Origin of the sequence: Phaeovulum sp. (assembly GCF_041596715.1) — a bacterium.
In the GTDB taxonomy this organism is placed as follows: domain Bacteria; phylum Pseudomonadota; class Alphaproteobacteria; order Rhodobacterales; family Rhodobacteraceae; genus UBA6213.
On sequence record NZ_JBFHIA010000029.1, the window covers coordinates 1 to 18,241 of the forward strand.

Consider the following 18,241-nt stretch of genomic DNA (forward strand, 5'->3'; position numbering starts at 1 on the left):
CACTGCCAGCCAATTGCTCGGCACGATCATATGCGGATTGAAACACAGGAAGATTGGCTTCTGCGGTGGCAACGTTCGCACGGGCACTCGCTACAGCTGCGAGATACGCAGCATCGTCGATCCTGAACAAGGGATCACCAACATTAAGCACCTGTCCCGGCGTGAAGAGTATTTCTTCAATCACCCCGCCCACGCGGGGGCGCACCTCTACCTGCTGAAACGCGACCGCTCGCCCCGGCGAGGTCACGACACGCGGAATCTCCTGCAGCGTCATCTCGACGACGCCGACTTCGATTTTCATCGCCCCCGATTGCCCCATGGGCGCAGGTTGTGCATTTATCATCGTAGCAGAGCCCGCTAGCACGAGCACCACGCCAATCATGTTCCAAACACTGACCTTCATCTGCTTCCAATCCTTGACCGCCCGATATGATTTGCCTAATACGCACACATTGCACACTATGCAAGGAACTTACAGATGACGCTTTCGTTACGAGAAAGACGGCGGCTAGCAACGGCGCGGGAGATCCAGCTGGCCACCCTGAAACTGGCGATTCAGCACGGCCTTGAATCGATTACTACGGAAGAAATCGCCGCGGCGGCGGGGGTCAGCACGCGGACCTTTTTCAATTATTTCCCGAACAAGGAGGCGGCCGCGGTCGGGGCGCCTCTGGCCTTCTGCGAGGAAGGCAAGGCCGCCCTCCGCGACGGCACGGGATCGCTGGCGCGCGACATAAAGCTGTTTCTGGACAAGCACATGGAGGCCTTGACCGGGGATGAGCCTGTTCTCAGAATGGTAGGAGAAGTCCTTCGTGCAAACGAAAAGCTGAGAGGTATCCTCGAAGATTTTCAACGCCAGGAGCGCCGCGAACTCACCGAGTGTCTGTGCCGTCGCGTGAATGATCGCCAGACAGCCGCCACGCTCGCCAGCAGTATCATCGACGCAATCCCAAGGGCGATTTTCCTTTGGGAGAACGAAGATGACCTGTCTCTTGGCGCGGCGCTGGATCTGATCTGGGAAGGAATACTCCAAGCATCACGACTGCTGGCGTCGTCAGAATAATCGCCGTCGTTGAAAGACAACCATCCGGAGATCGTGACCTGCCACGGGATTGCTCTTGCAGCTGAGGCTTGGCCTGCCCCTACGAAGGCACGGCCCATGTAAAGAAATCGGTCTGCGGGGTGCCGAGGCAGACTACAGGCGCATAGGCATAAGCCCGAGCGGCAAGCACAACGCGATCATCGGCCGCAAGACTTGGGTCCGTATCCGCGCCATCTTGCAGGAAAGCCCTCGCAAGCGCGCCGCGCGCAGGTCTGACAGCTAACCTGTCTTTGAGCCTATGCCACCCTTCCAACGATCGCTCATGCTCCATCCCACGAACGCCTCTGGGATCGAAGCGTCGAGTTAAAACGACAAATATCTCTTGAGTTTTCCAGCACTTGCTAGCTACTCACCAAGCGGCCCAGACTTACGGCGCTGAGAATGCTGCTTCTGCGCCACTTGGCAGCGGTGCCGGCGCTTAGCCCCAGCCGCATAACCCCCGAAAACAACAAAAAAACGGCCGCAGCCGGATCGGAGAACGCTTTTACAGGGGCAAGTGGCGGAAGGGGTGGGATTCGAACCCACGGATGCTTGCACATCGGCGGTTTTCAAGACCGCAGCAATCGACCACTCTGCCACCCTTCCGAGGTGATGCTGGTGCAACCCGCGCGTGTTTTGGGTGCGGCCAGCCTGGACGGGCAGGGCCTTAGCGTGTTCTGAGCGATTCTGAAAGCCCGGCGAAAGGGTGTGCGCGCCAGCGGAATGGGGCGGCCCCTTGACCGCCCCGAAACGCGCTTAATTGGCCCAAGTGGTGTAGCCGAGTTTCATGGTGGTGCCCGCGTAGCCGTTCAGGCGAATCTGCGCCGTGCGCCCCTCGCTGGTCTTCACGCAGACATAGGTTCCCACCGGAATCGCCGAAAGCGGAATCTCGGCACCGCTGTACGAGGCGATGCGGCACCCCGCCAAACCACGGTTAGAGCCATTGCCGAGCGCAAGTTGCGCACCGTTGCGCGGCGCAAGGAACTTCTCGGTGGCGGTCGCCGCGCGATACCAGAGATCGACCCCGGCACCGCCGACCGAACCGTTATCAAGGTTGGCGGTGAAGGTCTGGTGCAGATCGATCGCACCTGAAGAATGGGTTACTGGCGCAAGCGGGATGATCGGCATCAGCGGCATCGGCACGACTTCAAGCCATGTGCCGGTGTAGACTGCCAGCGACGATGCCTTGTCGTTGATGGCCACCGCCAGCGCCGGTGTATCGGCGGCAATGGTAAAACACGGCCCGCCAAGATTGGTGGCGTCACACAGCCGCGCCTTGGCGACACCCATCAGACGCACGGAGGATATGCGATCATTGAAGGTTGCGTTGAGCGAGTTCATCGTGCCGACGCCGTAGCAGAACTCTTGCCCGCCATAGTTGATATCAAGGTAGAAACACGCTTGATCACCGACGGGCGGCGCTGGCGGCTCTGGCGTGGCACCGGGCAATGGCAGCGTCACACTGCCCGAACCACACAGCAATTCGAGCTTTGGTCCGCTTGGGGTAAGCGAGAGATTGAGGCGGCAATCGGAATTGCCACCGCCTGCTGCGGGTGGTGCCGCGAGATAGGTTGACGAAACCCAGCCGCTTGGCCCGATATGCTCGACATAGCACCAGCCGTTGTCTTGGCACTCTGTCACCTCTACCACCATATCGGGTGCCAGCGTGGTCAGCACGGCAAAGCCCGTTCCGGGGCCGGAACGCACGTTGAGCCACGTGGTCGAAACGGCCTCAACCGCAGCAGCCGCGACCGCCGAAGCCAGCAACGCTGCCAACGCAGCTGCAACACGCTGAATAGTGCGGATATTTGCCATGATGTGCCCTCCCCAAGCTTTCCCCGCCCCAAGCCGGGGGCTGAAACCAATGATCGTTACTGACCTGCCACTCCGGGCTGCGCCCAACATACACCTTTTCGTGCGCCAAAGCCACGCAGACGGGCCGCAAACATGCGCTTTTACACGCCTTTGGTGGCCCGATGTGCGACAGGGGCACAAAACCGCCAGCCGCCGCATGCGCACTTTTCTTGATGCGGCGAAGCAGGTAGAGTTCGCGCGCGGCAACAGGCCAACGGGCTTGCGGGGCAGTATCAGACAGACGCGGCGACCAGCCGCGCGAAGGGGGCATGAATGACCAAGGCGCGGATCAGCTTGACGTTGGCGTTTCTGGCAACGGGGCTGGGGCTGGCAAGCTGCGGCGAAGGCACGCAACCGGGTGGCGGCGATGCCGCGACCCAAGGCCTGCCGGAGGCCGAGGTGACCACTCGTCTTGTCGAACGCGATGTCGAGGCACCCGAGGTCTTTTCGCTGACCGATCAGGGCCTCTGGGATGGGCGTCCTTCGCTGGGTGGGGTCTGGGTAGCCGATGCAAGCGTGACCAGCCCCGAACGCGTCATCATCCGCAACGCCGCGAACGGCAAGTTCGTGATCGGCGCGCTGTTCCGACGCGAGCGAGCATCACCGGGCCCGCGCATACAGGTTTCTTCCGAAGCCGCGGCGGCGCTTGGCGTGCTGGCCGGGCAACCGGTCGAGCTTTCGGTAACGGCACTGCGGCGCGAGGAAATTGCAGCAGACCCAGCCCCTGCCCCGGTTGCCACGGCACCCGATGCAATCAGCGCCACGCCGCTTGAAAGCGTCACCGACACCGCTGCGGCGGCGATTGCTGCCGCCGAAGCCGCGGCACCCGCAGCGGCAGCAGCGCCCCCTTCGGTGGCACCCGCCGCCACATCAACCGCCACCACGCTGACCCAAGCTTATGTGCAAATCGGCATCTTCAGCGTCGAGGCCAATGCCAACCGCGCGGCCGAACAGATGCGCAGCGCCGGGCTTGGCGCCCTGATCAAGACCGGAACCAGCCACGGCAAAACCTTCTGGCGCGTGATCGCCGGCCCGGCAGCAAGCGCCGCCGAGCGGGCACCGCTTTTGGCCAAGGTCAAGTCGCTTGGCTATACCGACGCCTACGCCGTTTCCAACTGAGCCAGCGAAAGAGCCCGATGCTTCACCCCGTTCTCCGCACACTGCTAACCGCGTTCGTCGCCGCGCTGATCGCGGCAACACCCGTGCGCGCCTTTGAAACCGCCGCCCGCGCGGCCTGGGTGTATGACTTTGCATCCGACACCGTGTTGCTGGAAAAGAACGCCGACGCGCCGATGCCGCCTGCGTCGATGTCAAAGCTGATGACGCTCTACATGCTCTACGAAGCCCTGCGCGACGGCCGCGTTTCGCTCGACACGCGGTTCGCAGTATCGACGCGCGCCAAGTCGATGGGCGGCTCGACCATGTTTCTCAACGAATCCGACCGACCCACTGTGGAAGAGCTGATCCACGGCATCATCATCAATTCGGGCAATGATGCCTGCGTCGTGGTGGCAGAAGGGCTTGCCGGCAGCGAAGACAGTTTCGCGGCGCAAATGACCGAACGTGCCCGCAGCCTTGGCATGATGAACTCGACTTTTGCCAATGCTTCCGGCTGGCCCGACCCGATGCAGCTTATGAGCATGCGAGATCTGGGCGAGCTTGCGCGCCGCATCATCGTCGAGTTTCCAGAGTATTATCCGGTCTTTGCCGAGACCGAATACAATTACAAAGACCGCTCTGAGGCCAACAAGAACAACCGCAACCCGCTTTTGGGCATGGGCATTGGTGCCGATGGCATGAAAACCGGCCACACCCAAGAGGCGGGCTATGGGCTGGTCGGTTCGGTAATGCAGGGTGAGCGGCGGATCGTCTTCGTGATCTCGGGGCTCGACAGCGAGGCTGACCGCGCGCGCGAGGCCGAACAGATCAGTGCCTGGGCCTTTCGGCAGTTTCTGCTGAAGACTCTGTTTGCAAAGGATGCACCTGTCGCTTCGGCTCCGGTCTGGCTTGGGGCGGAAAGCGAAGTGTCCTTGGTGGCCGCACAGGAATTACGCACGCTGGTGCCGGCCGTTCCCGCAGCCGAAGGCATTACCGCAGAGGCGATCTTTGACGCCCCCATCACAGCACCCATCGCCGCCGGGCAGGTGCTGGGCGAGTTGGTGATCGAAGTGCCGGGGATTGCGGGAACCAAGCGTGTGCCGCTGATTGCCGCCAATGAAGTTGCCGCGGGCGGGGTCTCTGTGCGCCTTCGCGCCGCTTTCGCGCGGCTTGCGGCCAAGTTCGCCGAAGCCGTCGGCGGCTGAGGCGGGCATGTTCATCAGCTTCGAGGGCATCGACGGTTCGGGCAAATCGACCCAGGCGCGCCTTTTGGCCGAAACCCTGCGGGCCGAGGGCCACGACGTGCTGGTAACGCGCGAACCCGGTGGCAGCCCCGGCGCCGAAGAAATCCGCCACCTTGTGCTGGAGGGGTCGCCCGACCGCTGGTCTGCGGAAACCGAGATATTGTTGTTCACCGCAGCCCGCCGCGACCATCTGGAGCGCACAATCGGCCCTGCACTGGCCGCGGGCCGGATCGTCATCTGCGACCGCTTTGCCGATAGCACGCGGATGTATCAGGGCCTTACGCGCGGCGATCTGCGCAGCACCGTCGATGCCCTGCACCAAATGATGATCGGCGTCGAGCCAGACCTGACCTTCCTTGTCGATATCGACCCCGCCGAGGGGTTGGGCCGCGCGCTGGCGCGCAAAGGGCATGAAGAGAGGTTCGAGGATTTCGGGCTGGGTATGCAGCAGCGGATGCGCGAAGGTTTTCTGGCGCTGGCCAAAGAGTTTTCCACGCGCTTTCGCGTGATCGACGGCACCCGCGCGCCAGAGGATGTGGCGCGCGACGTGGCGGCGGCAACGCGCCTTGCGCTTGGCGCACCGGCCAGCACATGAGCGCGGCTGACGCAGAGTTTCCAGAACCCGACCGCGCGCCGGGCGCTGCGCATCCACGCGAAACTGAGCGGCTTTTTGGCCAAGACCGCGCCGAGGCCGAGTTTCTGGCAGCTTTTGCTGCGCAGCGCTTGCACCACGCTTGGCTGATCGCCGGCCCGCGTGGGGTGGGAAAGGCAACGCTGGCGTGGCGGATCGCGCGGTTTTTGCTGGCCACACCCGAACCGGGTGAAATGTTCGCACCTCCCCCGCCTGACAGCCTTGATGTGGCACCCGACCACCCGGTGGTGCGGCGCATACACGCATTGTCCGAACCAAGACTGTTTTTGCTGCGGCGCGGGCTGAATGACAAGGAAACCGCCATCGCCAGCGAAATCCTCGTCAAGGAGGCGCGCAAGCTCAAGGGGTTCTTGCAGCTTTCGGTGGTTGATGGCGGACGGCGGGTGATTATTGTCGATGCTGCTGACGAGTTGAACAATTCGGCGGCCAACGCATTGCTGAAAATGCTTGAAGAGCCGCCCGCAAATGTGACGTTCCTGATGATTGCGCATCAGCCCGCGCGGCTTTTGCCAACCATTCGCTCGCGCTGCCGCGAACTGCGCGCGCTGCCATTGGAACCTGCCGACATGGCGAAGGCCTTGGCGCAAGCAGGGGTCGAGACCAATGCGCCCGAGGCGATGGCCGCGCTTTCTGGCGGGTCGGTAGGTGCCGCGCTGCGGATTGCCGAACTCGACGGGCTCAATCTCTACGCGCGCCTTGTGGCGCTGATGGCCGATCAGCCGCGGTTCGACCGCACCGCGGCGCTCGCATTTTCCGACCTCGCCGCGGGCAAGGGGCAGGACGCGCGCTTCGATCTGATGCTCGACTTCTTTGATCTGTTTCTGACACGATTGGCACGCGCCGGGGTGACCGGCGACCTTGGCATCGAGGCCGCACCGGGCGAAGCTGCTGTCTGCAAGCGGCTGGCGGCCGGGCTGGCCGATGCGCGCCGCTGGGCGCAATTACAACAAGAACTTGGCGCGCGGGCGCGACGTGCACGGGCGGTGAACCTTGACCCCGCCGCGCTGGTCATGGATATGGTGTTGCATATTTCGGCGGCCGCAGCCGCTGCCTGAGCCAAGGAACGGCCGATGCCAACCCCGCCCGCCCTCGTCGATAGCCATTGCCACCTCGATTTTCCCGACTTCGACGATGATCTGGTGGAGTTGATCGCCCGCGCGCGCGCCGCAGGCGTGACACGGATGGTCACGATCTGTACCCGGATGGACAATGTGGACCGGGTTCGCACGATGGCCGATGCGCATGAAGGGCTTTATTGGGCCGCAGGCACGCACCCGATGCGCGCAGGCGAGGATGCCCCGGTCAGCGTCGCGGAGCTGGTGGCGCTTGCCGCGCATCCGAAGTTTGTCGGCATCGGTGAAACCGGGCTGGATTATTACTACACCGCCGAAAGCGCCGTGGCGCAGCAACAAAGCCTGCGCATCCACATCGAGGCGGCGCGCCAGACCGGGCTGCCGCTGATTATCCATTCCCGCGCCGCTGATGACGATATGGCACAAATCTTGACCGAAGAGCACCGCGCGGGCGCGTTCGGCTGTGTCATGCACTGCTTTTCGTCTTCAGCCGAACTGGCGCGCGTGGCGCTTGATCTTGGTTTTTATCTGTCGATGTCCGGCATCGCCACATTCCCTAAAAGTCAGGACATCCGCGACATCTTTGCCGCAGCGCCGCTTGATCGGATTCTGGTGGAAACCGACGCGCCCTATCTGGCACCGCCGCCGCACCGCGGGCGGCGCAACGAACCTGCATATGTCGCCGATACCGCCGCCGTGGGTGCCGCGCTTTACGGGCTGAGCCTTGCCGAGTTTGCCGCCGCCACTTCAGCCAATTTCGACCGGCTGTTCACCCGCTCGGGGGCCACGGCATGACCCGGCTGCGCTTTACCATTCTGGGGTGCGGCTCATCCGGCGGTGTGCCGCGGATCGGCGGGCACTGGGGCGAGTGCGACCCTGCCAACCCGCGCAATACGCGCCGTCGCTGCTCGGTTCTGGTCGAGCGGTCGGGGCCGCACGGGGTGACGCGCGCGCTGATCGACACTGGCCCCGACATGCGCGCGCAACTGATCGACGCGGGCGTATCGGTGCTGGATGCGGTGGTTTTCACCCATGCCCACGCCGACCATGTGAACGGGCTCGATGATATTCGCCAGATTACCTACAACACCGGCGCGCGGATACCGGTCTGGGCCGATGGCGAAACGCAGGAATCGTTGATGTCGCGGTTCGGCTATGCCTTCGTGCAGCCCGCCGACAGTTCCTACCCGCCGATCTGCGACCTTCACACCATCCGCGAACCGTTCGAGATTCATGGTGCGGGCGGGCCTATCGGCTTTACCCCTATTGCCGTGCGGCATGGCGATATCGACGCGCTGGGGTTCCGCATCGGATCGCTCGCATATATTCCCGATGTCTCGGAAATCCCGGCAGCATCTTGGCCACTTCTGGAGGGGCTGGAGTGCTGGGTGCTCGATGCGCTGCGGCGCAAGCCGCACCCGACGCATGTGCATCTGGCCGGCGCGCTAGAATGGATTGCCCGCGCGGCCCCGGCGCGCGCGGTGCTGACCAACATGCACATTGACCTCGACCATGACCGGGTGGCCGCCGAAACCCCTGCGCATGTGGTGCCCGCCTATGACGGTATGGTGCTGGAGTTCGACATCTGATGACGGCACTGATTGACGTCATCCTGCCGGTGTTTCTGGTGATCGGTTTTGGCTACGTCGTGGCGTGGCGCGGTCTTTTTTCTGAAAGCGCGGTCGATGGCGTCATGCGCTTTGCGCAAAGTTTCGCGGTGCCGGTGCTGTTGTTCCGCTCGATCGCCAAGCTCGATCTGGGCAACTCGTATGACCCGGGGCTGATGATCTCTTTCTACGCGGGTGCCTTCACGGCGTTCGGGCTGGGGCTGATGGGGGCGCGGGTGCTGTTTGGGCGCTCGACGCCGGATGCGGTAGCAATCGGCTTTTGCTGCCTGTTTTCCAACTCGTTGCTGCTTGGCATCCCGATTACGGAACGCGCCTATGGTACCTCGGCACTGGCGGGTAACTTCGCCATCATTTCGATCCATTCGCCGCTGCTTTACACCTTTGGCATCACGTTGATGGAAGGGGTGCGCAGCCACGGCTCGGGCGCGACGATGGGCAGGGTTGCCCTGAATGCGCTTTCGGGAATCTTGAAGACGCCGATGGTCATCGGCATCCTTGCGGGCTTTGTGGTCAACCTGTCGGGGCTGGCGTTGCACGGCTCTATCTGGGCTGCGGTGGACATGATGGCCAACGCGGCGCTGCCAACCGCGCTGTTCGGCCTTGGCGGGGTTCTGTTCCGATATCGCCCCGAAGGCGATATGAAGGCGATTGGCATGGTCACGGGGCTATCGCTGATCGTGCATCCGGCGGTGGCCTACGGGCTCGGGCGCTGGGGCTTCGGGCTGGAAACCGCGGCGCTGCGTTCCGCAGTTGTGACCGCGGCGATGGCTCCGGGGGTGAACGCCTATCTATTCGCCAATATGTATGGCGCAGCGCGGCGGGTTGCAGCCTCTAGCGTGCTGATCGCCACCGCCGCCTCGATCTTCACGGTCTGGGCATGGCTTGCCATCCTGCCCTGAGGGGCGGCTAGGTGGGGCCAGACCCAGCCGCTTCAGCGCGGCGCGACACCGCGCAGGCGTTCAGAGCGACGGCGGAGAAGTTCGACCGTGGTCAGCAGCGCCACCGAAATCACCACAAGGATTGTGGCCACCGCAAGGATCTGCGGGCTGATCTGTTCGCGGATTCCGTTCCACATTTGCCGTGGGATGGTTTGCTGCGTGTGGTCGGCCACGAACAGAACAACCACCACTTCGTCAAATGAGGTGACAAAGGCAAACAGCGCGCCCGAGATCACCCCCGGCATGATCAGCGGCATCACCACCTTGAAGAAGGTCGTGCGCGGGTTGGCACCCAGTGCCGCCGAAGCGCGGGTCAGCGAATGGTCGAACCCGGTCAGCGTGGCGGTAACGGTGATGATGACAAAGGGAATGCCCAGCGTCGCATGTGCAAGGATCACGCCCAGATAGGTGCCCGCCAGCCTGCCGCAATCGGCAGGCAACCCCAAGGGCACCAAAAGCGCGCAGGGGTTGGAGTAAAAGAAGAACAACCCCGTCGCGGTAATGATCAACGGCACGATCATCGGCGAGATCAACACCCCCATAATCAACCGCCGGTAGGGCATTTCAGGGCGCGAAAGGCCAAGTGCCGCCGGCGTGCCCAGCACGGTCGCGAGAATGGTGGCGAAGAAACCGATGATGATCGAGTTCTTGGTGACCCGCAGCCAAGTGGTGTTGTGCCAGACATCCGACCACCACGAAGAATCGCGCGGCGCATCGGGGTTTTGCATGCCAAAGGTCAGCAAGCTGTCATACCAGCGCAGCGAATAGCCCTCGGGGTCGAATGCCACCATCTTGTCGGTAAAGGTAAAATAGGGCTCGGCGTTGAACGACAGCGGAATGATCACAAGGATCGGCGCGATCAGGAACAGAAAGACCAGCACGCAGATCACCAGATAGGTAGCGTGCCAAATCCGTTCGAGCGGGCTTGCGTAGGAAGGAAGTGCCATCACGCGTTCCTTTTGTGCTCGGGTGCCGGGGGATTGCGCCATGTCAAAGGCGCGGCAATGCCCCGGCGGCTAGGGGATATTTCAGCAATCAGATAGCAGCGGTTCCAGATCATGGGTCAGCCGAGCTTCATGTTGTCGATGCCGATCAGGCGGTCGTAGAGCCAGTAGAGCACCAGCACCCCGAACAGCAGCAGGCTGGCCAGCGCCGCCGCAAGTGACCAGTTCAGCGATTTTTGCATGTGGAAGGCGATCAGGTTGGAAATCAGCTGTCCGTCAGCACCGCCAACCAAGGCCGGGGTGATGTAGTAGCCGACCGCGAGGATAAAGACCAACAGCGCGCCCGCAGCAATGCCCGGAAGCGTCTGCGGCAGATAGACCCGGCGGAATGCTGTCCACGAGGTGGCCCCCAACGAGCGCGCGGCGCGCACATAGGTTGGCGGAATCGGGCGCATCACCGAGTAAAGCGGCAGCACCATGAAGGGCAGCAGGATATGCGTCATAGCGACGATCGTGCCGATCCGATTGTACATCATCTGAATCCGGCCATCGTCGCCGATGATACCCAGCGCCACCATGATGTCGTTCACCACGCCTTGGCTTTGCAGCAGCACCATCCACGAGGTCGTGCGCACCAGAAGCGATGTCCAGAACGGCAGCAGTACCAGCACCATCAGCAAGTTCGATTTTGCCAAAGGCAGGGTGGCCAGCAGATGCGCAATCGGAAAGGCGAGCACGAGGCAGATCGCCGTGATCGCCGCCGAAAGCGCGAGCGTGCGCGTGAACAGCAGAATATAGACGCGCTCCTTTTCGTCGATGCGCACGATTTCACCGTTGCCATCGCGCGTCAGATCCAGCGCATTGAGGTAGAATTGCACCGTGAAACCGCTCGACGCGCTGCGCATGGCACGCCAGACCAGCGGATCGGCCCAGCGCGCATCGGCGGCGGGAACAGATTCAAGGTAGGGCGGTTCCAACTTGTCGGCGTTGCGCACGCTCGAAGTGAACAGCGAGCGGGTGCCGGGAACATCGTAGTTGATCCGCTCGCCCACCACGCCGCCGGCGCGCATCTCCTTGAGGTGCTTGAGGTCGGCGGCGAGGGCGGCATAGGCCGCCTCGTCAGGCGCGGTGCCCTGGGGGTTGGCCTCGAACCACGCGGTGACATTCGTCATCAACGGCGTGACCTCGCCGGTATCGCGGTTTTCGATTTCGATGAATCCGGGGTTGTAAACCGATTGAAACAGCATCTGCCCGATCGGCACCACGAAGGTGATGAGCACGAACAGAAAAAGCGGCGCTACCAGCAGAAAGGCGCGGCGGCGCAGCCGCGCTTGCGAGCGTGCCAGCGCCGTTTGCAGCGGCTGGCCATCGGCGGTGGTCAAATGGGCCGGGGCGTCGGACATGGGGCGCGACTTTCAGGCAAAGTGGATGGGGCGGCGCGTAAGCGCCGCCCCCATTTCAAGTTCAACCAGCCAGCCATGCGGCAAAGCGGGCGCTGAGCTCGGAATCGTGGTCCGCCCAGAACTCGAAGTCGTTGACCAGGGCATTGCCCATGTTCGCCGGGTTGGTGGGCATATGTGGTGCCATCTCGGTCTTGCCGTCCTGATAAAGGCCAACCAGTGCCGAGGACGATTTGCGCGCCGGGCCATAGCTGATCCACTTGGCCTGATCGGCTAGACGCTGGGTGTCGGTCGAGAAGGCAAGGAACTTCATCGCGTCTTCAAGGTGCGGCGCGCCTTTCGGAATCGCCCAGAGGTCGAAGTCCATGTACTGGCCATCCCAAACGATCTGGAAGGGTTTACCCTCGGCGGCGATCGCATCAAAAATACGGCCATTATAGGCGGTGACCATCACCGCCTCGCCATCGGCCAGCAGTTGCGGGGGCTGCGCGCCCGCTTCCCACCAGATCACGTCGGATTTGATGGTGTCGAGCTTGGCGAAGGCACGGTCCACGCCTTCGGGAGTGGACAGCACGGCATAGACTTCGGCGGCGGGCACGCCATCGGCCATCAGCGCCATCTCTAGCGTCGATTTCGGGCCCTTCTTCAGGCCACGCTTGCCGGGGAAACGCGTGGTGTCGAAAAGATCGGCGATGGTCGACGGCTTTTCGCCGGGGAACTTCGATTCGTCATAGGCAAACACCGTGGACCACACGATCGTCGCCACCGCGCATTCGGAAAGCGCACCGGGCACGAAGTCTTCGGTCGCGGGGGTGCCATCGGGTGCGGGCGGCAGCATCGCCGGGTCGATCGGCTCAAGCAAGCCTTCGTCACACATGCGCACGGCGTCGGAAAGCTCGATGTCAAAGAGATCGCCAGTGACGTTCTTGGCCTCGACCTGCGCCTTCAGCGGCACCACCGGGTTGTCGGCGTCGATCGAGTTGACGCGGATACCGGTCATTTCGGTGAAGGGCTTGTGGTAGGCTTCGACTTGGCTTTTCGTGTAAGCGCCGCCCCACGAGACGACGTTGAGTTCCTGCGCGCTGGCGGCAGCACCGACGGCGATCAGGGCAGAAGTGACGGTCAGGATCTTTTTCATTGCAGTCTCCCTGGTTGTTGGTCTTGTCGTTTCTTCAAGTTTGCTGCGTTGATCGCAGCTTTTTCACGCGGCGCATTTGCGCCTTGCGCCGGGTAACGGCTTAGGGATCAAGCGCGCGGGCATCTTGCGGGTGCCATCCGATCTTCACGGCCTCGCCCGGTGAAAGACGGGTCTGGCCAATCGTGTTGCGCATCTTCATCACGAAATCCGAGGTTCCCGCCACATGCAGACGGGCGCGCAGAATGTCGCCCATGTAGATCAACTCGATCACCTCGGCGTCGATCATATGCGCGCCTTGGGGCATCATCTCGGGCTTGAACTCCACCCGCTCGGGGCGCACCGATACCAGCGTTTTCTGGCCCTTGCGCGTAACGTTGACTGGAGTTGCATCGATCAATTCGCCGGTGTTCAGCCGCACCAGCGCGTTGTTGCCCTCGATCTGCTCGATCACGCCGGGCAGCTTGTTGTTTTCGCCAATGAATTGCGCAACGAAACTGTTGCGCGGGCGCTCGTATAGCTCATCTGGCGCATCGAGCTGCTGGATCACGCCGTCGTTGAACACGGCGACTCGGTCGCTCATGGTCAGCGCCTCGCCCTGATCGTGCGTGACATAGACGACGGTCAGCCCGAGGTTGTCGTGCAAGTGCTTGATTTCAAACTGCATATGCTCGCGGAGCTGCTTGTCGAGCGCGCCGAGGGGTTCATCCATCAGCACCAGTTTGGGGTCGAACACCAAGGCGCGTGCCAGCGCGATGCGTTGCTGTTGGCCACCCGAAAGCTGCGCGGGGCGGCGATGCGCAAAGTCGCCCATCTGCACCATATCAAGCGCCCGCTTGACCTTGGCCTCGCGCTCCGATTTGCCAATCCCGCGCACCTCGAGCGGAAAGGCCATATTCTCGCCCACCGACATGTGCGGAAACAGCGCGTAGTTCTGGAACACCATGCCAATGCCGCGCTTGTGCGGCGGCACCTGATTGATGGGTTGCCCATCTAGCCTGATTTCGCCATGCGTCGCGGTTTCAAAACCTGCAAGCATCATCAGACAAGTGGTTTTGCCAGACCCCGAAGGCCCAAGCATGGTCAGAAACTCGCCCTTCGCTATCGAAAGGTTCAGGTCTTTGACGACGAGGGTCTGCCCGTCGTAGCTTTTCTGCACACGATCAAATACGACAAAGCCATCGCCTTTTCGGGCGGTATTGCTTTCGGTCACTTCGGGCTCCCCGTTCGGCTTTTGTTTTTGGTGTCCCCTGCCGCAACTAAATCGAAGGCCCAATAAAAAAACAACCCGTCTGTTCAGCCCAGATCCACACAGCGGCACTGCGGGCCATGATTTTCGACTTGTAGGGAGTTTATCCGCCAAAAGCGGCAATTTGCGCATCGCAAGCGACCAGTAGGTAAATGTCGCTATAGCCTGTTTTCTGCCATTGCAGCCTAATTTCTGCGCAGCAGCATAACCCCCTGCCCCAAGGCAGCTTGCGCGGGCCCGGATTTCCGGGGTCAGCGCCAGAAGCTCCGTTGGGCGATGGTTCCGAAGAGAGGCAAGTTGGTGCGGTCGAAAAGACTCGAACTTTCACGGGTGTTACCCCACAGCGACCTCAACGCTGCGCGTCTACCAATTCCGCCACGACCGCACGCCAAGGCTTGGTGGCGCGGTGTTTAGCCGAGCGCCGTGGCGAAGGAAAGCAGATTTTTCGATGTCTTGCGGATTTGCTGCAACCAAGCAAAAGGCCGGGGGGCAAGCGCCCCCCGGCCCTGTTTCGCTTAGCCCTTGCTTAGCGGAAGAACAGCGCAGGCAGGGTCAGAATCGTGACAAGGCCGGTTGCCACGCCAACCGGCTGCGCAACCGCTGGCGTTTCGGCCATTACCGGCAACACTTCCGCTGGCGGCTCAACCGGCGCGGGTGCTGCGGCCATCAAAGGCGCGGGTGCCGGGGTCGGCGCGGGCGCCATCACCATCTGCGGTGCGGGTGCCGGGGCGGGTGCGGGCACCGGCACAGGCTCGGGTGCCGGGGCTGCGGCGAAGGTCGGCAAGCCGGTCGGTGCCGGGGCGGCAGGTGCGGGTGCCATCGGCGCGATCAGATCGCTACGACCGCCAAGCGTATAGGCCGCCTTGCGGATCAGTTCGTTCCGTTCGGGCTGGCCGGGGGCAAATACCGCAGCACTGCCCGCGTCCAGCGCGTCGAGCCCGTTCTGATACCAGTCAAGCGCAAGGTCTGGCCGCGCCGTGGTGCCAAAGCCCATCGCAAGATGGTGCCCGAGCAGTTCGCTATAGACGCGGTCGCCTAGCGCGGTCAGCAACAGCGCCGAGCCAATCGCCACATCCATATTGTCAGTACGATAGCCGACCGAGAGGCAGATCTTGGCGGTGGCGGCAAGTTGCACCGGTGCCATGCCACTGCCCAATGCGAAGTTCGAAACACCCGCCAGCACTTCGGCCCGCGGCCGCAGCGACAATGCCGCGATGTGTTCCGCCATCGCAGGGCCAAAACCTGCGCATTGCGTTACGATTTCAGCAGAAGAAACGCCAACGACACGCGAAATCGCCTCTTCGCCTTGGGTGATCGCATAGGTGCGGGCTAGACAGAACTGCTCGCCCAGCGCCTGCTGCGGATCGGTCATAGAGGCGGCGGTAACAAAGCCGCCATTGCTCGACGTGATCAGACTGACGCGGTTGCAATGCGAGGCCAAGGATGCCTGCACGACCGCGCCACCAAGGAAGTTCGGCAGGCCCGGTGATGCTGGCGCAGGTGCGGGCTCTGCCGTGATGACCGGAATCGGCGCGGGGCTGGGTGCCGGGGCAGGCGCTGGTTCGGGTGTCGCCGCCTTGTTGAACTCGGGCTCGGTCGGCGCCTTGGAAATGATGCCTTGCGGCGGTATGCCCATCGCCTCGTCACGCCAAAGCACCAGCAAGCCACGCATCCCCATCGGGTTTGTTGCCGCCTGCTGCATGGTCAGCGCACCCCCCGCAATAGCGCGGTGATACGAAGAGATCAGGTGCGACCGCTCGTAGTCAGTCAGCGTACCTGTTGGCGGATAGCCCAGCACGATCTGGTAATCCGAAATGGCGCGGCGCGATTGCTGGCCAAGCACGCCATCAGGTGTGCCGGTGTTGAAGCCAAAATGGTTAAGCGCAATCTGCACCTCGCGGTTTGCTTCGCGTTGCGCCGAACTGACCGTAGAGGTCGTGCGAGTGTTGTTGTTGTTGTTGCGCGCCGCCTCATTCATGATCGCGCCGCCGATCAGGCCGCCGATCAGGCCACCTACAAGGCCATTGTCAGCCAAGGCGATTCCCGCAGGGGTCATGCCAAGCGTCACGATGACGGGCACCATTGCAATTCGCTTCGAGATCATCTCAACTCTCCTCCTGACTACGGGCCAGCTCTGGCGGTTCGAGTGAACCGAGCGCGCGGGCAACACTCGCCCCTCGAATGGGGGCTACTTCCGTGCAATTGTTCGCCCGAATCGGGTTCAGATCAAGGCGTTTCGCAGTTAACAGCAGCGGATTGGCCCGCACGGAGCACGTTTAATGCCGGAATGGATCACCTCGCCAAAGCTGGTTTCCTATGACGAGGCGCTCACCTTCATGGAGGCGCGTGTCGCCGCGATTTCGCAAGGCACCGCCGACGAGGCGGTGTGGTTGCTTGAACACCCGCCTCTTTACACCGCTGGCACGTCAGCGCGCGCCACCGACCTGCTTTGGAAGGATCGCTTTCCGGTTCATGAAACCGGGCGCGGCGGGCAATACACCTATCATGGGCCGGGGCAGCGCGTGGCCTATGTGATGCTGGATCTCAACCGCCGGGGCCGCGATGTGCGCCGTTTCGTTTGCGGGCTGGAAAACTGGGTGATCGCCACGCTGGCCGAGTTCGGTGTGCGTGGCGAGCGGCGCGAAGGGCGCGTCGGGGTCTGGGTGACACGCCCTGAAAAGCCGCCCCTGCCCGATGGCAGCCCGCGCGAAGACAAGATTGCGGCAATTGGGGTTAAACTGCGCCGCTGGGTCAGCTTTCACGGCATCGCCATCAACGTCGAGCCCGACCTTAGCCATTTCGGAGGGATTGTGCCCTGTGGCATTAGCGGGCACGGTGTGACCAGCTTGGTCGATCTGGGGTTGCCGGTCACGATGGCAGATCTTGACGCCGCGCTGATGGCCGCATTCGAGCAAAGCCTGCCCGGAGAGAAATGAGCAATTCTGCGTGAGATCAGACGCATGCGACATCGCTGCGTATGGGCATTCGCGCCCATGGCAATAACACTTGTCCAGACGGAAGCTGGGAGAGACGGATGCGCACAGATCAGATGGTAATTGGCGGTTTGGCGCTTTTGGTAGTGGTGGGTGGCGTCGGCTATTACACCCTCGGCGACAAGACGACTGAAGCGCCCAGCGCCGGTGCCACATCTGAAAATGCCGTTACTGCCGGTACGCCAAATATTTCAGCCACCACATCAGATGAACGAATCGCCGCCGCGATCGCCACCCTTGCCGCGGCGGGGCCTGCCGAGGTCACCTCCGCCAACAGACGCGAATATTACCTGCAATGCCGTCCCTGCCATTCGATCACGAAGCCTGATGGCGAGGTCATTGAACTAGGATCGGGTCTAGGGCCCGACCTTTATGGCATCATCGACAAACCGGCCGGGATGCAGGAAGGCTTCGCCTATTCTGAATCGATGCTGCAAGCAGCCGAGGCGGGCCTTGTCTGGACGGTCGAGAATATCCTGCGCTATTCCTATAACCCCAAGCGGTTCCTGCGCGAGGCAACTGGCGACGTGCGGGCCGAGGGCACCATGGTCTATTCGCTGGTCAAGGGGCACGTCCCGTTGATCACCTATCTTGAGGCGGTGGGGCCAACCCCCTGACGCGCGGCTTCACTTTCTGCCGCAGGAACGTTAATAACTATTATAATTTCCGACTGCAGAACAGAGACCCCGACTCAGGGCGCATCTGCACGCCTCGGACCAAGGGCACAAGTGCGAGCCGTAAAGCAACATCGACCAACGAATGAAGGAAACCGCCATGAAAACCATAATTGCAGCCTCGACCTTTTTGCTGGCGATGACCGGCGCGGCCTTGGCTGACGGCGATGCCGAGGCCGGCCAAAAGGCATTCACGCTTTGCAAGGCATGTCATTCAGTCATCGCGCCGTCAGGCGATGTTTTGGTGAAAGGCGGCAAGGTCGGGCCCAACCTCTACG

17 protein-coding genes and 2 tRNA genes are annotated in these 18,241 nt (G+C 62.3%); 10 read left to right on the top strand and 9 right to left on the bottom strand.

Going from position 1 to position 18,241, the window contains the following annotated elements; translation table 11 throughout:
• A partial coding sequence (locus ABY403_RS03480) for a biotin/lipoyl-binding protein (RefSeq protein ID WP_372838870.1) occupies positions 1 to 403 on the bottom strand: 403 nt, incomplete at its 3' end.
• A 75-nt stretch (positions 404 to 478) separates the two neighbouring features.
• Between ABY403_RS03480 and ABY403_RS03485 the strand changes: the two genes are divergently transcribed.
• Entirely contained in the window at positions 479 to 1,063 is a 585-nt protein-coding gene (locus ABY403_RS03485; protein ID WP_372838872.1) for a TetR/AcrR family transcriptional regulator, read from the top strand.
• A 536-nt stretch (positions 1,064 to 1,599) separates the two neighbouring features.
• On the opposite strand, the gene ABY403_RS03490 is transcribed toward ABY403_RS03485, so the two are convergent.
• Together ABY403_RS03490 and ABY403_RS03495 are read right to left on the bottom strand one after the other, a co-directional pair.
• Positions 1,600 to 1,687 (bottom strand) — tRNA-Ser (locus ABY403_RS03490).
• A 150-nt stretch (positions 1,688 to 1,837) separates the two neighbouring features.
• Complete coding sequence (locus ABY403_RS03495) at positions 1,838 to 2,896, bottom strand: SH3 domain-containing protein (RefSeq protein ID WP_372838874.1); 1,059 nt, start codon at positions 2,894 to 2,896, stop codon at positions 1,838 to 1,840.
• A gap of 312 nt (positions 2,897 to 3,208) precedes the next feature.
• On the opposite strand from ABY403_RS03495, the gene ABY403_RS03500 reads away from it, so the two are divergent.
• The 7 genes from ABY403_RS03500 to ABY403_RS03530 are packed head-to-tail and all read left to right on the top strand — an operon-like array spanning position 3,209 to position 9,529.
• Positions 3,209 to 4,054, top strand: a complete 846-nt coding sequence (locus tag ABY403_RS03500; RefSeq protein ID WP_372838876.1) for an SPOR domain-containing protein — start codon at positions 3,209 to 3,211, stop codon at positions 4,052 to 4,054.
• Between the two features lie 17 nt (positions 4,055 to 4,071).
• Positions 4,072 to 5,238 carry a D-alanyl-D-alanine carboxypeptidase family protein gene (locus tag ABY403_RS03505; protein ID WP_372838879.1) on the top strand — a complete coding sequence of 389 codons (1,167 nt, stop codon included), beginning with the start codon at positions 4,072 to 4,074 and terminating at the stop codon, positions 5,236 to 5,238.
• Positions 5,239 to 5,245: 7 nt separating this feature from the next.
• Positions 5,246 to 5,872: a dTMP kinase gene (tmk, locus tag ABY403_RS03510; protein ID WP_372838881.1), complete on the top strand. Its 627-nt coding sequence runs from the start codon at positions 5,246 to 5,248 to the stop codon at positions 5,870 to 5,872.
• Positions 5,869 to 6,984, top strand: a complete 1,116-nt coding sequence (locus tag ABY403_RS03515) for a DNA polymerase III subunit delta' (protein WP_372838883.1) — start codon at positions 5,869 to 5,871, stop codon at positions 6,982 to 6,984. The genes tmk and ABY403_RS03515 overlap by 4 nt, the downstream gene beginning before the upstream one ends.
• A gap of 15 nt (positions 6,985 to 6,999) precedes the next feature.
• The gene (locus tag ABY403_RS03520; protein WP_372838886.1) at positions 7,000 to 7,797 is read left to right on the top strand and encodes a TatD family hydrolase; all 798 of its coding nucleotides are present in this window, start codon (positions 7,000 to 7,002) and stop codon (positions 7,795 to 7,797) included.
• Positions 7,794 to 8,591, top strand: coding sequence for an MBL fold metallo-hydrolase (locus ABY403_RS03525; RefSeq protein WP_372838888.1), 798 nt, complete (start codon positions 7,794 to 7,796; stop codon positions 8,589 to 8,591). The genes ABY403_RS03520 and ABY403_RS03525 overlap by 4 nt, the downstream gene beginning before the upstream one ends.
• Positions 8,591 to 9,529, top strand: a complete 939-nt coding sequence (locus ABY403_RS03530) for an AEC family transporter (RefSeq protein WP_372838890.1) — start codon at positions 8,591 to 8,593, stop codon at positions 9,527 to 9,529. Before ABY403_RS03525 ends, ABY403_RS03530 begins: the two co-directional genes overlap by 1 nt.
• A gap of 32 nt (positions 9,530 to 9,561) precedes the next feature.
• Here the strand turns inward: ABY403_RS03530 and ABY403_RS03535 are convergent, their stop codons facing one another.
• From ABY403_RS03535 to ABY403_RS03560, 6 genes are all read right to left on the bottom strand, one after another.
• Positions 9,562 to 10,515, bottom strand: a complete 954-nt coding sequence (locus tag ABY403_RS03535; RefSeq protein WP_372838893.1) for an ABC transporter permease — start codon at positions 10,513 to 10,515, stop codon at positions 9,562 to 9,564.
• 116 nt (positions 10,516 to 10,631) lie between these two features.
• Positions 10,632 to 11,915: an ABC transporter permease gene (locus ABY403_RS03540; protein WP_372838895.1), complete on the bottom strand. Its 1,284-nt coding sequence runs from the start codon at positions 11,913 to 11,915 to the stop codon at positions 10,632 to 10,634.
• Between the two features lie 61 nt (positions 11,916 to 11,976).
• Positions 11,977 to 13,050, bottom strand: coding sequence for an ABC transporter substrate-binding protein (locus tag ABY403_RS03545; protein ID WP_372838898.1), 1,074 nt, complete (start codon positions 13,048 to 13,050; stop codon positions 11,977 to 11,979).
• Between the two features lie 100 nt (positions 13,051 to 13,150).
• Positions 13,151 to 14,260 (bottom strand): ABC transporter ATP-binding protein, encoded by a 1,110-nt coding sequence (locus tag ABY403_RS03550; protein WP_372838901.1) that lies wholly within the window; start codon positions 14,258 to 14,260, stop codon positions 13,151 to 13,153.
• 334 nt (positions 14,261 to 14,594) lie between these two features.
• Positions 14,595 to 14,681 (bottom strand) — tRNA-Leu (locus ABY403_RS03555).
• 141 nt (positions 14,682 to 14,822) lie between these two features.
• Complete coding sequence (locus tag ABY403_RS03560; protein WP_372838903.1) at positions 14,823 to 16,400, bottom strand: peptidoglycan-binding domain-containing protein; 1,578 nt, start codon at positions 16,398 to 16,400, stop codon at positions 14,823 to 14,825.
• 175 nt (positions 16,401 to 16,575) lie between these two features.
• Between ABY403_RS03560 and lipB the strand changes: the two genes are divergently transcribed.
• The gene (gene lipB / locus ABY403_RS03565) at positions 16,576 to 17,232 is read left to right on the top strand and encodes a lipoyl(octanoyl) transferase LipB (RefSeq protein ID WP_372838906.1); all 657 of its coding nucleotides are present in this window, start codon (positions 16,576 to 16,578) and stop codon (positions 17,230 to 17,232) included.
• A 98-nt stretch (positions 17,233 to 17,330) separates the two neighbouring features.
• Positions 17,331 to 17,906: a cytochrome c family protein gene (locus ABY403_RS03570; protein WP_372838908.1), complete on the top strand. Its 576-nt coding sequence runs from the start codon at positions 17,331 to 17,333 to the stop codon at positions 17,904 to 17,906.
• Positions 17,907 to 18,241 lie beyond the last annotated feature (335 nt).

What these genes read in the sequence shown, in the direction of transcription:
- ABY403_RS03485 (WP_372838872.1), top strand. Translation starts at nt 479, where the DNA reads ATGACGCTTTCGTTACGAGAAAGACGGCGGCTAGCAACGGCGCGGGAG.
- ABY403_RS03495 (WP_372838874.1), bottom strand. Translation starts at nt 2,896, where the DNA reads ATGGCAAATATCCGCACTATTCAGCGTGTTGCAGCTGCGTTGGCAGCG.
- ABY403_RS03500 (WP_372838876.1), top strand. Translation starts at nt 3,209, where the DNA reads ATGACCAAGGCGCGGATCAGCTTGACGTTGGCGTTTCTGGCAACGGGG.
- ABY403_RS03505 (WP_372838879.1), top strand. Translation starts at nt 4,072, where the DNA reads ATGCTTCACCCCGTTCTCCGCACACTGCTAACCGCGTTCGTCGCCGCG.
- tmk (WP_372838881.1), top strand. Translation starts at nt 5,246, where the DNA reads ATGTTCATCAGCTTCGAGGGCATCGACGGTTCGGGCAAATCGACCCAG.
- ABY403_RS03515 (WP_372838883.1), top strand. Translation starts at nt 5,869, where the DNA reads ATGAGCGCGGCTGACGCAGAGTTTCCAGAACCCGACCGCGCGCCGGGC.
- ABY403_RS03520 (WP_372838886.1), top strand. Translation starts at nt 7,000, where the DNA reads ATGCCAACCCCGCCCGCCCTCGTCGATAGCCATTGCCACCTCGATTTT.
- ABY403_RS03525 (WP_372838888.1), top strand. Translation starts at nt 7,794, where the DNA reads ATGACCCGGCTGCGCTTTACCATTCTGGGGTGCGGCTCATCCGGCGGT.
- ABY403_RS03530 (WP_372838890.1), top strand. Translation starts at nt 8,591, where the DNA reads ATGACGGCACTGATTGACGTCATCCTGCCGGTGTTTCTGGTGATCGGT.
- ABY403_RS03535 (WP_372838893.1), bottom strand. Translation starts at nt 10,515, where the DNA reads ATGGCACTTCCTTCCTACGCAAGCCCGCTCGAACGGATTTGGCACGCT.
- ABY403_RS03540 (WP_372838895.1), bottom strand. Translation starts at nt 11,915, where the DNA reads ATGTCCGACGCCCCGGCCCATTTGACCACCGCCGATGGCCAGCCGCTG.
- ABY403_RS03545 (WP_372838898.1), bottom strand. Translation starts at nt 13,050, where the DNA reads ATGAAAAAGATCCTGACCGTCACTTCTGCCCTGATCGCCGTCGGTGCT.
- ABY403_RS03560 (WP_372838903.1), bottom strand. Translation starts at nt 16,400, where the DNA reads ATGATCTCGAAGCGAATTGCAATGGTGCCCGTCATCGTGACGCTTGGC.
- lipB (WP_372838906.1), top strand. Translation starts at nt 16,576, where the DNA reads ATGCCGGAATGGATCACCTCGCCAAAGCTGGTTTCCTATGACGAGGCG.
- ABY403_RS03570 (WP_372838908.1), top strand. Translation starts at nt 17,331, where the DNA reads ATGCGCACAGATCAGATGGTAATTGGCGGTTTGGCGCTTTTGGTAGTG.